This is a genomic window from Flavobacterium sp., assembly GCF_024710485.1.
GTDB lineage: Bacteria > Bacteroidota > Bacteroidia > Flavobacteriales > Flavobacteriaceae > Flavobacterium.
In genome coordinates, this window is record NZ_JANJUQ010000031.1 from 101,498 (window position 1) to 117,566 (window position 16,069).

Annotated in this window: 16 protein-coding genes and 4 tRNA genes; 1 reads left to right on the forward strand and 19 read right to left on the reverse strand. The window is 38.8% G+C overall.

Annotated elements, in window-relative coordinates:
- Nucleotides 1-86 precede the first annotated feature (86 nt).
- The 19 genes from rpoB to Q0M21_RS07900 form a co-directional block, all read right to left on the reverse strand.
- The gene (gene rpoB / locus Q0M21_RS07810; protein WP_295336669.1) at nucleotides 87-3,899 is read right to left on the reverse strand and encodes a DNA-directed RNA polymerase subunit beta; all 3,813 of its coding nucleotides are present in this window, start codon (nucleotides 3,897-3,899) and stop codon (nucleotides 87-89) included.
- A 268-nt stretch (nucleotides 3,900-4,167) separates the two neighbouring features.
- A complete protein-coding gene (gene rplL, locus Q0M21_RS07815; RefSeq protein ID WP_131476759.1) occupies nucleotides 4,168-4,542 on the reverse strand; it encodes a 50S ribosomal protein L7/L12 in 375 nt (124 codons plus the stop codon).
- Between the two features lie 55 nt (nucleotides 4,543-4,597).
- A complete protein-coding gene (rplJ, locus tag Q0M21_RS07820; RefSeq protein WP_295336673.1) occupies nucleotides 4,598-5,104 on the reverse strand; it encodes a 50S ribosomal protein L10 in 507 nt (168 codons plus the stop codon).
- A 23-nt stretch (nucleotides 5,105-5,127) separates the two neighbouring features.
- Nucleotides 5,128-5,817, reverse strand: a complete 690-nt coding sequence (rplA, locus tag Q0M21_RS07825; RefSeq protein WP_290877166.1) for a 50S ribosomal protein L1 — start codon at nucleotides 5,815-5,817, stop codon at nucleotides 5,128-5,130.
- A 3-nt stretch (nucleotides 5,818-5,820) separates the two neighbouring features.
- A complete protein-coding gene (gene rplK, locus Q0M21_RS07830; protein WP_295336677.1) occupies nucleotides 5,821-6,267 on the reverse strand; it encodes a 50S ribosomal protein L11 in 447 nt (148 codons plus the stop codon).
- 67 nt (nucleotides 6,268-6,334) lie between these two features.
- A complete protein-coding gene (gene nusG, locus Q0M21_RS07835) occupies nucleotides 6,335-6,886 on the reverse strand; it encodes a transcription termination/antitermination protein NusG (protein ID WP_295336680.1) in 552 nt (183 codons plus the stop codon).
- Nucleotides 6,887-6,896: 10 nt separating this feature from the next.
- Nucleotides 6,897-7,094, reverse strand: coding sequence for a preprotein translocase subunit SecE (gene secE / locus Q0M21_RS07840; protein ID WP_295336683.1), 198 nt, complete (start codon nucleotides 7,092-7,094; stop codon nucleotides 6,897-6,899).
- 15 nt (nucleotides 7,095-7,109) lie between these two features.
- Nucleotides 7,110-7,180, reverse strand: a tRNA-Trp gene (locus tag Q0M21_RS07845).
- A gap of 58 nt (nucleotides 7,181-7,238) precedes the next feature.
- On the reverse strand, nucleotides 7,239-8,426 hold the full coding sequence (gene tuf / locus Q0M21_RS07850) for an elongation factor Tu (protein WP_295336686.1): 1,188 nt from the start codon (nucleotides 8,424-8,426) through the stop codon (nucleotides 7,239-7,241).
- Between the two features lie 55 nt (nucleotides 8,427-8,481).
- Nucleotides 8,482-8,553, reverse strand: a tRNA-Thr gene (locus tag Q0M21_RS07855).
- Between the two features lie 147 nt (nucleotides 8,554-8,700).
- A tRNA-Tyr gene (locus Q0M21_RS07860) sits at nucleotides 8,701-8,782 on the reverse strand.
- A 34-nt stretch (nucleotides 8,783-8,816) separates the two neighbouring features.
- Nucleotides 8,817-8,890, reverse strand: a tRNA-Thr gene (locus Q0M21_RS07865).
- Nucleotides 8,891-8,978: 88 nt separating this feature from the next.
- On the reverse strand, nucleotides 8,979-9,281 hold the full coding sequence (raiA, locus tag Q0M21_RS07870) for a ribosome-associated translation inhibitor RaiA (RefSeq protein WP_295336689.1): 303 nt from the start codon (nucleotides 9,279-9,281) through the stop codon (nucleotides 8,979-8,981).
- A 32-nt stretch (nucleotides 9,282-9,313) separates the two neighbouring features.
- A complete protein-coding gene (locus tag Q0M21_RS07875; protein WP_295336691.1) occupies nucleotides 9,314-10,210 on the reverse strand; it encodes a tyrosine-type recombinase/integrase in 897 nt (298 codons plus the stop codon).
- A 71-nt stretch (nucleotides 10,211-10,281) separates the two neighbouring features.
- Nucleotides 10,282-10,476, reverse strand: a complete 195-nt coding sequence (rpsU, locus tag Q0M21_RS07880; RefSeq protein ID WP_131476751.1) for a 30S ribosomal protein S21 — start codon at nucleotides 10,474-10,476, stop codon at nucleotides 10,282-10,284.
- A gap of 217 nt (nucleotides 10,477-10,693) precedes the next feature.
- Nucleotides 10,694-11,863, reverse strand: coding sequence for an acyl-CoA dehydrogenase family protein (locus Q0M21_RS07885; protein ID WP_295336694.1), 1,170 nt, complete (start codon nucleotides 11,861-11,863; stop codon nucleotides 10,694-10,696).
- A 32-nt stretch (nucleotides 11,864-11,895) separates the two neighbouring features.
- Entirely contained in the window at nucleotides 11,896-12,669 is a 774-nt protein-coding gene (locus Q0M21_RS07890; RefSeq protein ID WP_295336697.1) for a helix-hairpin-helix domain-containing protein, read from the reverse strand.
- A gap of 111 nt (nucleotides 12,670-12,780) precedes the next feature.
- On the reverse strand, nucleotides 12,781-13,008 hold the full coding sequence (locus tag Q0M21_RS07895) for a PspC domain-containing protein (protein ID WP_290875149.1): 228 nt from the start codon (nucleotides 13,006-13,008) through the stop codon (nucleotides 12,781-12,783).
- 62 nt (nucleotides 13,009-13,070) lie between these two features.
- Nucleotides 13,071-14,345 carry a DUF2851 family protein gene (locus Q0M21_RS07900; protein ID WP_295336701.1) on the reverse strand — a complete coding sequence of 425 codons (1,275 nt, stop codon included), beginning with the start codon at nucleotides 14,343-14,345 and terminating at the stop codon, nucleotides 13,071-13,073.
- Between the two features lie 57 nt (nucleotides 14,346-14,402).
- On the opposite strand from Q0M21_RS07900, the gene Q0M21_RS07905 reads away from it, so the two are divergent.
- Entirely contained in the window at nucleotides 14,403-16,052 is a 1,650-nt protein-coding gene (locus Q0M21_RS07905; protein WP_295336704.1) for a PNGase F N-terminal domain-containing protein, read from the forward strand.
- Nucleotides 16,053-16,069 lie beyond the last annotated feature (17 nt).

Sequence of the window (16,069 nt, forward strand, 5' to 3'; positions counted from 1 at the left end):
AGTCGTAAACTTTTAAATGTTACAGTCGCAGTTTTCAGTCACAGTCAGCTGGAATTGCCAACTGAGACTGATACTGGTTTACTGATTTATTCTTCTAATCTGATATCTAATCCGAGACCTTTCAATTCATGCATCAATACATTGAATGATTCTGGTAATCCCGGCTCCGGCATAGTTTCACCCTTAACGATAGCTTCGTAAGTTTTAGCTCTACCGATTACGTCATCCGATTTAACAGTCAAAATTTCTCTAAGCGTACTTGAAGCACCATAAGCCTCAAGAGCCCAAACCTCCATTTCTCCGAAACGCTGACCACCGAACTGAGCTTTACCTCCTAACGGTTGTTGCGTAATCAATGAGTATGGACCAATAGAACGTGCGTGCATTTTATCATCTACCATGTGTCCTAATTTCAACATGTAGATTACACCCACTGTTGCCGGTTGGTGGAAGCGTTCTCCAGTTCCTCCGTCGTACAAATACGTATGACCGAATCTTGGGATTCCTGCTTCGTCTGTCAAGGCGTTGATTTGGTCTAAAGTAGCACCGTCGAAGATTGGCGTAGCAAATTTTCTACCCAAGTTCATACCGGCCCAACCCAATACGGTTTCGTAAATCTGACCAATGTTCATACGCGATGGTACCCCTAGCGGATTCAATACGATATCTACCGGTGTTCCGTCTTCTAAGAAAGGCATGTCTTCATGACGAACTATACGAGCTACAATACCTTTGTTACCGTGACGTCCCGCCATTTTATCACCCACTTTCAATTTACGTTTCTTAGCGATATAAACTTTCGCTAATTTCAAGATACCCGCTGGTAACTCATCACCCACAGTAATGGTAAATTTCTCTCTTCTTAATGCCCCTTGTAAATCGTTTAATTTGATTTTGTAGTTGTGGATTAAGTCGTTTACCAATTTGTTGGTTTCGTCATCAGCTACCCATTGTCCTTTGGTTAAGTGAGCGAAATCTTCAACGGCGTGTAACATTTTTTGGGTATATTTTTTACCTTTTGGCAATACTTCTTCACCCAAGTCGTTCATTACACCTTGCGATGTCTTTCCGTTCACAATGTTGAACAATTTGTCAACCAATTTGTCTTTTAATTCAACAAATTTAGTTTCGAACTCCATTTCCAAAGCCGTCAAATCGTCTTTGTCTTTGGTACGTTTCTTTTTATCTTTTACCGCTCTCGCGAATAATTTTTTGTCTAAAACCACACCGTGTAAAGATGGAGACGCTTTTAAGGAAGCATCTTTCACATCACCGGCTTTGTCTCCGAAGATGGCTCTTAACAACTTCTCTTCCGGAGTTGGATCAGATTCTCCTTTTGGTGTAATTTTTCCGATTAGAATATCGCCGGGTTTTACCTCGGCTCCGATTCTGATCATACCGTTTTCATCTAAGTCTTTAGTAGCTTCTTCAGAAACGTTAGGGATATCGTTAGTCAACTCTTCATTACCTAATTTGGTATCACGAACTTCCAAAGAATAGTCATCAATATGGATAGACGTAAAGATGTCATCGCGTACTACTTTTTCAGAAATTACAATCGCATCCTCGAAGTTGTACCCTTTCCAAGGCATGAACGCCACTTTAAGGTTTCTTCCTAAGGCCAACTCTCCGTTTTGCGTAGCATATCCTTCACAAAGCACTTGTCCTCTGGTCACTCTGTCACCTTTTCTTACGATAGGTTTCAAGTTGATAGACGTACTTTGGTTGGTTTTTCTGAACTTGATTAATTGGTATGTTTTTTCATCCGGGTCAAAACTTACCATTCTTTCTTCTTCCGTTCTGTCGTATTTGATGGTAATGATATTGGCATCAACGTACTCTACAGTACCTTCGCCTTCGGCATTAATTAATACTCTTGAGTCAGAAGCCACTTGGCGCTCTAAACCGGTTCCTACAATTGGTGCTTCAGGACGTAATAATGGTACGGCCTGACGCATCATGTTGGATCCCATCAACGCACGGTTCGCGTCATCGTGTTCCAAGAATGGAATTAACGAAGCCGAAATTGAAGCGATTTGGTTAGGTGCCACGTCGGTGTAGTGAATTTCGGTCGGATCAACTACCGGGAAGTCACCTTCTTCACGAGCAATAACTTTATCAGCCGTGATTTTACCATGGTCATCCATGTCGATATTAGCTTGAGCAATCATCTTGCCTTCTTCTTCCTCGGCACTTAAATAGATTGGTTCAGAAACCAAATCTACTTGTCCGCCGTTAACTTTGCGGTATGGTGTCTCAATGAATCCCATACTGTTTACCTTGGCGTAAACCCCTAAAGAGGAAATCAAACCAATGTTTGGTCCTTCAGGCGTTTCAATCGGACATAAACGACCGTAGTGTGTATAGTGAACGTCACGCACCTCGAAACCGGCTCTCTCACGAGAAAGACCACCAGGTCCTAGGGCAGACAATCTTCTTTTATGGGTAATCTCGGCCAATGGATTGGTTTGATCCATGAACTGAGACAACTGGTTAGTACCAAAGAAAGAGTTGATAACCGAAGACAATGTTTTGGCATTGATCAAATCGATTGGTGTAAACACCTCGTTATCTCTAACGTTCATTCTTTCGCGGATGGTACGCGCCATACGAGCTAAACCTACACCAAATTGTTGAGACAATTGCTCACCAACAGTTCTTACACGACGGTTAGACAAGTGATCGATATCATCAATCTCTGCTTTAGAGTTGATCAATTCAATTAAGTATTTAACGATAGTGATGATATCTTCTTTGGTAAGCACTTGCTTTTCCATAGGGATATCAAGGTTTAGCTTTTTGTTCATTCTGTAACGACCAACTTCACCTAAGTTGTAACGTTGGTCTGAGAAGAACAATTTATCTATGATACCGCGAGCTGTTTCCTCATCAGGCGGTTCAGCATTACGCAACTGACGGTAAATGTGCTCAACAGCTTCTTTTTCAGAGTTGGTCGGGTCTTTTTGTAACGTATTGTGTATGATAGCGTAATCGCCTTGATTCGCATCTTCCTTGTGCAACAAAATAGACTTCACATTAGAATCGATGATTTCTTCCACATTATCTTTATCGATAATAGTGTCACGATCTAAGATGATTTCGTTACGCTCGATAGATACTACTTCTCCGGTATCCTCGTCTACGAAATCTTCATGCCAAGTATTCAATACTCTCGCAGCTAATCTTCTTCCAATGTATTTTTTTAATCCGGTTTTAGATACTTTAATTTCTTCCGCAAGGTCGAAAATCTCTAAGATATCTTTATCTCTTTCAAATCCGATAGCACGGAAAAGTGTAGTAACCGGTAATTTTTTCTTTCTATCAATGTAGGCGTACATTACGCTGTTGATATCGGTAGCAAATTCAATCCATGACCCTTTGAAAGGAATAACTCTGGCAGAATACAACTTGGTTCCGTTAGCATGGAAAGACTGACCGAAGAATACACCCGGAGAACGGTGTAACTGAGAAACAACCACACGCTCGGCACCATTGATAACGAAAGTTCCGCTTGGTGTCATGTAGGGAATAGTCCCTAGATATACGTCTTGTACGATAGTTTCAAAATCTTCGTGTTCCGGATCGGTACAGTACAATTTCAGACGCGCCTTAAGAGGCACACTGTATGTCAAACCTCTTTCAATACACTCTTGAATGGTGTAACGCGGTGGGTCAACAAAATAATCCAGGAATTCTAATACAAATTGGTTTCTTGTATCAGTAATTGGAAAGTTTTCCATGAAGGTGTTGTAAAGCCCTTCGTTGCCTCTCTCGTCAGATTTGGTCTCCAATTGGAAGAAATCTTTAAAGGATTTTACCTGAACATCCAAGAAATCCGGATATTGAGGAATGTTTTTAGTAGAGGCAAAATTCAATCTTTCAGTCTGATTTGTTATCATCAATGGACAAAATTTTGATTTAAAAAAAGTAATTTTTTGTGTGAGAGCACACTGTTTTATATCTACTTTCCTTTAAAATTAACCATTACCTCTTTAAAAATAAACCAGGAAATTTGTTTGTTTTTTTCTTCGTAATGGTTAAAGATGGGTTTCGTATTGGACTATATAAATGAGATAAAAATTTATATAATTTTATTATACGAAAAATGGTTTAGGCCCTTGGACGCTTTGTCCAAGGCCTAAACCTAGTTTTCAAACCGGTGTTGGATTACTTTAACTCAACAACAGCTCCAGCTTCCTCTAAAGATTTTTTCAAACCTTCAGCTTCTGCTTTAGATACTCCTTCTTTGATGTTTGCAGGTGCACCATCAACGATATCTTTTGCTTCTTTCAAGCCAAGACCTGTTAATTCTTTTACAGCTTTAACTACTGCTAATTTAGAAGCACCAGCATCTTTCAATACTACTGTGAATTCTGTTTGCTCTTCAGCAGCTCCACCGTCTCCAGCACCACCAGCAGCAACTACTACTGCAGCAGCAGCAGGCTCGATACCGTACTCATCTTTTAATATTGTAGCTAAATCATTAACTTCTTTTACAGTTAAGTTAACTAATTGTTCTGCGAATTGTTTTAAATCTGCCATTTTTTCTATCGTTTAAAATGTTCTTTTTTAATATTTATTTTTTAGTCTGCTCTAATTATTCTGCTGCAGCTTCTTCTCCTTTTTGTTCAGCATTGTTTAACAAAGCTGAAAGGATGCGTTTAGCAGGTGATTGAAGTAATCCAATGATTTCACCGATAACTTCTTCTTTAGATTTAAGGGAAGCTAAGCTATCCAACAAGTTATCGCCAATATAGATTTCTTGGTTGATATAAGCTCCTTTGAATACCGGCTTATCCGATTTCTTTCTGAAGTCTTTGATGATTTTTGCAGGAGCGTTAGCCACATCAGCAATAAAAACTGATGAGTTACCCTTTAATACAGATGGTAAATCTCCATAATCATTAGTTGACGCTTCCATTGCTTTCTCAAGCAAAGTATTTTTAACAACTTCTAATTTGATACCCGCTTTAAAACAAGCTCTTCTTAAATTGGAAGTAGTATCAGCATCCATACCTGATGTATCTGCAATGTAAATTACATTAGTTTCACCCAACTTTGCAGTTAAATCTTCTATCGCGATTGATTTTTCTTCTCTTGTCATAATAAAATATGTTTAACTACCAATTATACTGCTTTAGGATCTAAAGCAATAGCAGGACTCATGGTGCTTGACAAGTGGATAGACTTGATATAAGTACCTTTAGCTGCAGTTGGTTTTAATTTAACTAATGTTTGAATAATTTCGTGAGCGTTATCTACAATCTTATCCGCGTCGAAAGAAATTCTTCCGATACCAGCGTGTACGATTCCGGTTTTATCAACTTTGAAGTCGATTTTACCCGCTTTAACTTCAGCAACAGCTTTACCAATTTCCATCGTAACTGTTCCTGTTTTAGGGTTTGGCATTAAACCTCTAGGACCTAACACACGTCCTAACGGACCTAATTTACCCATGATAGCAGGCATAGTGATGATTACATCAACATCTGTCCAACCATCTTTAATTTTTTGAAGGTAATCGTCTAAACCTACGAAATCAGCTCCGGCTGCTTTAGCTTCAGCTTCTTTGTCCGGAGTAACCAAAGCTAACACTTTAGTATCTTTACCGGTTCCGTGAGGAAGGGTTACAACACCTCTTACCATTTGATTCGCTTTTCTTGGATCAACTCCTAAACGAACAGCAATATCTACCGACTCATCAAATTTTGCAGAAGCAACTGTTTTCAATAAAGATGAAGCATCTTTTAAAGAATACAATTTGTTTTTCTCAATTTTTGAAGCAGCCTCTTTTTGTTTTTTTGTCAATTTTGCCATGTCTTATCCTTTTTTTAGAGGAGAATCTCCAGTTACAGTTAATCCCATTGATCTAGCTGTTCCAGCAATCATGCTCATTGCAGATTCCATAGTGAATGCATTTAAATCAGGCATTTTGTCCTCGGCAATCGTTTTGATTTGGTCCCATGATACGTTACCAACTTTACGACGATTAGGCTCTCCTGAACCGGATTTAATTTTAGCAGCATCCAATAATTGCACTGCAGCAGGTGGAGTTTTCACGACAAAATCAAATGATTTGTCTTTGTACACGGTAATTTGTACCGGTAACACTTTGCCGGGTTGATCTTGGGTTCTGGCATTAAATTGCTTACAGAATTCCATGATGTTAACCCCAGCAGCTCCCAAAGCAGGTCCAACCGGTGGCGACGGGTTCGCAGCACCTCCCTTAACTTGTAGTTTAACTACTTTACTAATTTCTTTAGCCATTTCTTAAAAAATTTTGCATCTCTCAATTGGAAGCGATTGACGCGGGTTATAATGTATGTAACAAAAATTATACTTTTTCAACTTGCATAAAACTCAACTCCAACGGTGTTTTTCTTCCGAAAATTTTAACCATTACTTCGAGCTTACGCTTTTCTTCATTGATTTTATCAATGGTTCCGTTGAAACCATTGAAAGGTCCATCAATAACCTTAATTGTTTCTCCAACAGTAAAAGGAATGTTTTGAGTATCGGTATTCACCGCTAATTCATCCACTTTTCCTAACATTCTGTTGACTTCAGACATACGCAATGGCACAGGATCTCCACCTTTTACTTCACCTAAAAAACCAATCACCCCGGTGATTGATTTGATGATATGAGGAATTTCACCAACCAAATTAGCTTCAATCATTACATAGCCAGGGAAATACACTTTGTCCTTTGCTATTTTTTTACCATCTCTAACCTGAACCACTTTCTCTGTTGGCACCAGTACTTGAGAGATGTAATCTGACATGCCTAATCTGTTAATCTCAGTTTCAATATAAGCTTTCACTTTATTCTCCTGACCACTAACAGCTCTTACGACATACCATTTTTTTAAATTAATATCAGCCATTACAGAAAAATTAAGGTTTTAACCATTTAAAGAATCCAGCGATCACTTTGGCGCAAGCTTCATCAACTCCCCAAGTAGCTAGAGCAAAGACAATTGAAAATACAGCCACAATAATGGTATATTTTTGAACTTCAGCCCATTCAGGCCAAGTAACATTTGTTTTCAATTCTTCAAATGCTTCTGATATATAGTTAACAATTTTTGCCATTGTATATTTTTTTTGCACGGGCGGGAGGATTCGAACCACCATCAACGGTTTTGGAGACCGCTATTCTACCCTTGAACTACGCCCGTTTCATTAAAAACCAGTGTCGTCTTTTGTGACGACACTGGTAATTTATTTAATAGATAATTAGTCTAAAATTTCAGTTACCTGACCAGCACCAACTGTTCTACCACCCTCACGGATAGCGAAACGTAAACCTACGTTCAATGCAATTGGGCTTAACAAGCTTACTTCAATAGTTAAGTTATCACCTGGCATTACCATCTCTACACCTGCTGGTAAAGAAATAACTCCTGTTACGTCAGTTGTACGTACATAGAACTGCGGACGGTAGTTATTGTGGAATGGCGTGTGACGACCACCTTCTTCTTTTTTCAAGATATAAACCTCAGCTTTGAATTTAGCGTGTGGTTTTACTGAACCTGGTTTACAAATAACCATACCTCTTTTGATATCAGCTTTATCGATACCTCTCAACAAAAGACCTACGTTATCTCCAGCTTCACCTCTGTCAAGGATTTTACGGAACATCTCAACTCCTGTGATTGTAGAAGTTAATTTATCAGCTCCCATACCGATGATTTCTACCGGATCTCCAGTGTTAGCAACTCCAGTTTCGATACGACCTGTAGCAACAGTTCCACGACCTGTAATTGTAAATACGTCCTCAACAGGCATCAAGAATGGCTTAGCGTTGTCACGTACCGGCTCTTCGATCCAGTTGTCAACAGCATCCATCAATTCAAGAATTTTTGGTACCCAGTTAGGGTCATTATTCAATCCTCCCAAAGCAGAACCTTGGATTACAGGACCATTATCTCCATCATATTCGTAGAAAGACAATAAGTCTCTGATTTCCATTTCTACTAATTCTAATAATTCCGGATCGTCAACCATATCCACTTTGTTCATGAATACAACGATTCTAGGAATACCTACCTGACGTCCTAAAAGGATGTGCTCACGAGTTTGTGGCATTGGTCCGTCAGTAGCAGCTACTACTAAGATAGCACCGTCCATTTGAGCAGCACCGGTAACCATGTTCTTAACGTAATCCGCGTGACCTGGACAGTCAACGTGAGCGTAGTGACGGTTAGCAGTTTCATACTCAACGTGCGAAGTGTTGATAGTAATACCTCTTTCTTTTTCTTCCGGAGCGTTATCAATTTGATCAAATGATTTCGCTTGACAGTAACCTGCATCAGACAATACTTTAGTAATTGCTGCAGTTAAAGTAGTTTTTCCGTGGTCTACGTGTCCAATTGTACCTATGTTAAGGTGTGGCTTGGTACGACTAAAATTTTCTTTTGCCATTTTACTTAATTTTTAATCTTAGTTTATATATTAGTGTTCAAATTTTACAAATTTGAGCCAATGACGGGATTTGAACCCGTGACCTCTTCCTTACCAAGGAAGCACTCTACCCCTGAGCTACACCGGCTTTTGTATATTCAGAAGTTAGCATTCGGAATTCAGAAACGCTAAATCTCTATTGCTAAATCCCGGCTGTCATCTTAAAGGACAACTTACTACCTTTTAAATATCATCTTTCAGAAAATTAATCTCTGAAAAATATTTAAAAAGTTAGTGGGGAGAGCAGGATTCGAACCTGCGAAGACTTAGTCAGCGGATTTACAGTCCGCCCTCGTTGGCCGCTTGAGTATCTCCCCTAACCTTTTTATTTTCAATACTATAAAAGAACCGAGCCGATGGAGGGACTCGAACCCACGACCTGCTGATTACAAATCAGCTGCTCTAGCCAACTGAGCTACACCGGCAACAATAAAAAAAGTCCGCTATTTCTAACGGACTGCAAATGTAGGCATTTTATCTTTTAATCAAAACATTTTTGAAAAAATTTTCATTTTATGAATGCGCTCTGATTTTTTCTTTCCTTTTAACCAATAATCTTTCTAAGGATTCTGAGGATAATTCCACCGCTTCCTCAAAAGTTTTGCATTGTTTTTTTACCATAAAATCATCTCCGGGAACGTGAATTTTTACCTCCACAATTTTATTTTCTTTCTCACTAGTGTTGTCTACCTTCAAAAAAACATCTGAAGAAACTACTTTGTCGTAGAATTTTTCAAGTTTACCTAATCTTTCATTGATAAAATCAACCAGCTTTCTGTCGACAGTAAAGTTTACTGCATGAACATTTACCTTCATAATACTATTTTTATTGATTAAACATGGCCGAATTATTTTTGGTTTCTGGGATGCGCACTACCGTAGACTTTTTTAAGCTCTGCTAAACTGCTATGCGTGTAGACTTGGGTAGAGGCCAAACTGGAATGACCTAATAACTCTTTAACTGAATTAATATCTGCCCCGTTGTTTAAAAGGTGTGTCGCAAACGTATGCCTTAAAATATGCGGACTCTTTTTTACCTTCTCTGAGACATTACTAAAGTAGTAATTTATTAGCCGATAAACAAACGAATCATTCAATTTAACACCTTTTAACAGCAGAAAAAAATAGTCCTCATCGATAATCCTCTGCAAACGTGACCTTTCACTTAAATATTCCCTAATCTGATTTTGAACCACAGGCAATATCGGAATAATCCGCTCTTTGTTTCTTTTCCCCAATACCTTTAAGGTTCCGCCGGACAAATCAACATTGTGCAACTTCAGCCCTATCAGTTCTGCGCGTCGAATACCGGTCGTGTAAAACAAATCCACTACCAACTTATCGCGAACGCCTTCAAAACCTTCCGGATACACTATCTGATTGAGCACCAAATCCAACTCTTTCTCAGAAAAGGGGATTTGAAGCTTTTTGGGAGATTTTAAGGCTTTATGCTTAAGCAACGGACTCGTTTCGATTTGCTTACTCTTGAGCAAGAATTTATAAAACGATTTTAAAGAAGATATCTTTCTGTTAATGGAAGTATTGGAAACGCCGTCGTCCGACAATGAAACTATCCAGGCGCGAATTTGACTGTAGTTGACTCGGATTAAATCATCATCTTCAAAAGTGCCTTTCAAAAATGTCTGAAAAAAATTCAAGTCGTTCAAATACGCGGTTACTGTATGAGGAGAATAGTTTTTCTCCAAACCCAAATAATCGCAAAATCTAGCCTTAATACTTTCCATAAAAAAAAACCGCTGACCTCAAAGTTAAAAAACTTTAATAATCAGCGGTTATATCTTATCAGGAAATTAACTTATCCTTCTAAACTGTCTCTCAATGTTTGAATATAAGCAGCTTTTTGAATTTGTGCTCTTCTCACTACTGATGGCTTAGTAAACGCCTGACGCGCTCTAAGTTGTCTTACAGTTCCGGTTTTATCGAATTTTCTCTTGTAGCGCTTTAATGCTCTATCAATGTTTTCTCCGTCTTTAATTGGTATAATCAACATAATTTAGACACCTCCTCTCATTTAGTGGGTGCAAAAGTAATAATAATAATTAATTATGAATGATAAATTGTAAATTATTTTTTTTGGGCGTTCCCTTCGGGTCGCGCTGTCCGCAGTACATGGTACTTGCTCCCATCGCTAACGCAACATACCGTAAAGGGACAAGTCGCATTTACAACTTATCCCTTTTTACTTATCTCTTTTGCCTTGAAGCTTATTACTTCACCGCCGGCTGATAACTTTTATTGTCAATGATCAATTTGGACAAAATCTCTCTCAAAATTTCTGAAGTTCCACCACCAATTGGTCCTAAACGACTGTCTCGTAAAAGTCGCGCCAACGGATATTCTTCCATATAACCATAACCACCCAACATTTGCAAACAACTATAAATCACTTCATCGGCCACTTTAGTCGATTTCAACTTGGCCATAGTAGCTTCTTTAACCACATATTCACCTTGATTCAATCGGGCTACCGCCGCATAATTGAAAATCTTACAGTGCTCTACCTCGGTAGCATTATCTACCATCGCATGACGCAAGGCCTGGAACTTATCAATAGATTTACCGAAAGCTTCGCGCTGCGACATATATTCCAAGGTATAATGGATAGCATATTCCGCTCGAGCATGAGCATTAATCGCCATAATCAATCGTTCCAAAGCAAAGTGTTGCATGATATACGGAAAGCCTTTTCCTTCTTCACCCATTAAATTAGCCACAGGAATTTCCACATTGTCAAAAGAAATTTCTGCCGTATCGGAAGCTCTCCAACCTAATTTATCTAATTTGGTAGCACTAATGCCTTTAGTAGCTGTGTCTACTAAAAATATACTGATGCCTTTGTTCCCTAAGTCCGGACTGGTTTTCGCAGCTACTACATAGTAATCCGCATAAACTCCATTAGTGATAAAAGTTTTGGAACCGTTAATCACATACTTATCGCCATTCTTAATCGCCGTAGTTCGCATTCCGGCCACATCGCTTCCGCCAAAAGGCTCAGTCAAACACAAGGCTCCGATTTTGTCACCGGCTATACTAGGTGCTAAATACTCTTGCTTGATTCTCTCATCGCCTTCCGCATTCAAATGTGTCATGGCCAAATAAGCATGCGCCCACATGGCGGCCGCAAAACCCGACGATTTTATTTTTTGAAGTTCTTCTAAAAACACTACGGTATAAAACAAATCCAAGTTCATCCCGCCGTAAGCTTCAGGGTAAGTCAACCCGAAAAAACCCATATCACCAAACTTCTTCCAAATAAAACGTTCAATTGTCCCTGTCTTTTCCCATTTTTCGATGTGTGGCACCACCTCTTTTTGCAAAAAGTCTTGCAAACTCTTCCTGAACAACTCGTGCTCTTCCGTAAAGTATGTTGAATTCATATTAAATAAAACTGTTTTTCTTAGCTATTTTTTTAGAATTCCAAATATAAAGCAATTATTTTTATTTTATCGACAGGAAATCCTTTAATTTTTGACAAATCCTCAGCTTTTATATCGCCATTCATACTGCGAAAAACTACTATTTCTTTAGCCAAAGCATACTTGAAAAACGGAAATTGTGATAACTCTTTGATTGAAGCGTTGTTAATGTTGATTTTTTGAATACCGGCAGTGGATTTTACCTCAAAGTTCCGGTTGAGTTTGGCAATAACTTCGGGAGACAAACCCCAAACATCATCGAGTTGTTCCATCGACACAAAAGCACCGAGCTTATTTTTATACTCCAATATCCGATCTGAAATCTTATCTCCTATGCCATAGACTTTCATCAAATCTGCTTTAGTGGCTTGATTTATATCGATAACTACTACTTCCTCAGGCTTGATAAATATTGATTTAGCGGTTGACGTAGCATATTCCTTTTTGTTCTTCACCCAATCAGGGAACTTAAAATAAGGCGATATGGCGTTGAGCAACGAATCAGAAACCTTAGTGACCGCTTGGAATTCCGTGGCCGAATTAACAAACTTGTTTTGCTTTCGGTAGGCTAATAATCGGTCGATTTCCGCTACCGACATGCCGAGTTTGTACCCTTTAAAATCGGTTATAAAATTGGGATTGAACGAATAAATAGTCGGCTTTACAGTATGAGAATGCGATTTCAAACTATCCACCACAGCCTGATGGGCTAGCCATTTTTGGGCTTCTGCAGTATTTAACTCCTCGGATTTAAAATCGTGAAACACATAAAAACTTTGACAAAGCACTATGAGCCCAAAGAGCAAAATAATTCCGATTCGCTGGCTTTTCGAATAGTGTAAAAAAGTTGCCCAAATGGAATTAGATTGCCGCATACGTTATAAATCAAAAACTGAGGTTCGTTTACCCCGAATCAAATCTTTCAATTTGAGCCAAAAAGCTAAGGTCAAGTAAATCCCAAACCCTAAACCGGCTGTTACAAATGAGATGTAAATAAAAAACAAACGCACATTGGAAGCCCGCATTCCTAATTTATCGGCTAAGCGAGAAGAAACGTGAAAACCGTGTTTTTCGAAGAAATATTTGAGTTGGATTATTGGTGACATTTATCGTATTTTATTTTACCCCATAGGGTTTTAGTTATTGTTGGGGTAAGTTTTTGAAAAGTTCATTCATTACGTTTCAAAAGATTCACACCGACAGCACATTGTAAACACTTGCCTTTACTGCAATAATTGTTCTTTAGTTGCAAAAGCGACTGGGTTTCAAAAGCACTCTCGGCAGTAATGCCAAAATTAGCAAACTTTTCAATGACAATATTCTTTTCCGCCGGTATTGTTTGCTGGAGTTTTACCAGTGATTCCGAAATTTCTTTTCCTTGACTTTCTGCATAGGCAAATTGAATTGGGACTATAGTATTCATAACCAGCAAATCAACAAAGCTTTTTGACAACCGTTTCTTTTTTGGGGGACTGACTTTATCCAATTGGTAATGATTTTCCCAATAAGCTGAAACGCCTGAATTAAACAACTGATAAAAATCGTCCATCGATATTGCAGTTATGATTTTAGCGAACAAATTTTGCTGCAAGTGATACAACATGGCAAATTGTGCCAATCGAATGGTCGGAAAATTATCAGGGCGATGTTTGAAAAACTGTACCGGTTCAACCCAGTTTTTTTTCAAACAATATTTTTGTGCGAGATAAGATGCCCTAGCTTGCAAATCTTTTGCATAAGCATCTTCTACATCCTCTGACAGCAAATCCAGTTGACTAAAAAATAAGGCTTCCAGATTTTGGACTTCAAAACTTTCCTTTCGAACTACCGCAAACGGAATCGATTGAAGTGCCTTGAAAAAAATCTCGCCATTGGTATTCAATCCGAAGTTTTTGGCCAAGCTATAAAACAATACCGCTTCCCAATCGTTATTGGTGAAGGCTAATAAAGTTTTTATCGGAATCGCTTTGTTTTCCAATCGCTCAAAGAACAGCCGCTCCAACCAATTTCTCATAACAAAAGCGTCGGTTAACCGAATTTGACCTTCGCAAAAAATCCACGATTTAGGCGAAGTTAATGCCAAATACTGTTGCAAGACGGCTTTCGAAACAAAACTTTTAAGCGAAACCGTCGGAATAACCGAATTGTCTTTTCTAAAAACAGGTATATCATGTTCCCAAACCACGTGTAATATAACATTATTGTAACAATCGTCTTGTTCGTGTTGGTGCAAATACCAATCGGATGACTTGACATGAATTTCCACATTGCCTGCCCATTTTTGATTGTCTATAATGATTTGCGCATTGAAAAAATCCGGACCGGCTTGTTGTAAATACTGACCGGTATGAACAACAATAACCTTTTCTCCCGAAACTGTAGTTAGGTTAGGAAAATCAAACTTCTTATATTGCCATGCATAATGAAGGAAATCCTCTTTCACAACACCAAATTTTTATCTAAAGTAAGAATTTTACTTTATTAATAAAAACTATTTGTAATGAAAAAATTACTTTTTATTGTTTTACTGGGTTTTTCAGGCATTCTTGACGCCCAAAACTATCAAATCACCTATCAAAGAAGTTCGAACGGCACTGTAATTGAAGGGCAAGAACCCATCATAGTTGAAACCAATGCTTTGTTAACAAAAGTCTACAATAAGACTAAAGACGTGACTGTATCGTCTTACCCACAAGAGTTCACTATTATCGACAGAGCATCGACCTCTTTTCAACAATTTGCTATTCTTAGCATGGATAGGGCAATTTACATGAAAGACAGTACTACATTGGCCAAACAAAGCTTTGAATATCTACCGGAAACCAAGAAAATACTCGGCTACACTTGCAAAAAGGCCAAAACCATTGTCAACTCGAATACGATTGAATTTTGGTATACCGATGCCCTGAAAATTAAAGGAGCACCAACGATACTGGGACAAAACTTAGGATTGGTATTGGAAATGGTACGCAACGGCAATTTTGTAATTAGTGCTGTAACTATCGATAAAATTAAAACGATACGCAGCAATGGATTGAAAACCCAAAAAGTAGATGCGCTAACCTATAAAGATTTACTCTGGAAAAGCCGATTCAACACTATTCCGATTTTTAAAGACCAAGTGATTAACTTTTCAAACGAATCGAAATCGAATGACAGTATTTTGAGATTTGCCAACGGAACCATAGCAGTTCGAAAAGTAAAGTTCCCCGAAATCAAAATCGGCAGTCAAATTTTTGCCGATGTAACCGAACAATCTAACGGAGATGCTTACGACAGAACCGGTTCCTTTTTTATGATTCCAACTGATAAAGCACTTTCTTTCTTAGACGGATTAAAAAATGGCGCCAAAACACTGCCAATTTACACCAACGGAAACGGCAAAGAATACCAAGGCGTAGTAGCTACCGAGCATTACAATCCGGTGGTGGAATTGATGCGCTTTTTTACGCCTTTCGGTGTGAAGCAATACAATTATTTAGAACTGAAAGACAAAACCTGGGCAGAAAATGTTTTGTACCGACAAGACATATCCGACTTACTGCCTTTGTTGAGCGGTAAAGAAGTTTGGATCGGCATCAATATTGGGAATTATGACAAAGGCGGTCATAAAGTATCGGCGAATATTACCATCCACTCCGAAGGCGAATCGAAAGCCCAACCTACACGAATAGTGCCTTTGTTTTGCACCAACAACATCATGGAAATGGCCGGACAGGAATACGGCACAATGTTCAACAACGAAAAAGGATTGGAAGTCAGTTTTACCCTTGACCAACCGATGAAAAATATAAAATTGCGTTACATTACAACCGGTCACGGCGGTTGGGAAAACGGCGATGAGTTTGTCCCGAAAAAGAATACCATTTATTTGAACGGAAAAGAAACTTTTGGTTTTACACCTTGGCGACAAGATTGCGGTTCCTATCGCTTGTCGAATCCGGCTTCGGGGAATTTTGGGAATGGTTTATCATCTTCGGATTACAGTCGCTCTAACTGGTGCCCGGGAACAGTTACTAACCCAATATTCATTGATTTAGGCGATTTACCCGCGGGGAATCATACCCTAAAAGTTACTATTCCTCAAGGCTTGCCGGAAGGCGGTAGTTTTAGCTCCTGGAATATTTCCGGGGTTTTGATTGGCGAGTAATTCTGGGATAAGGGATA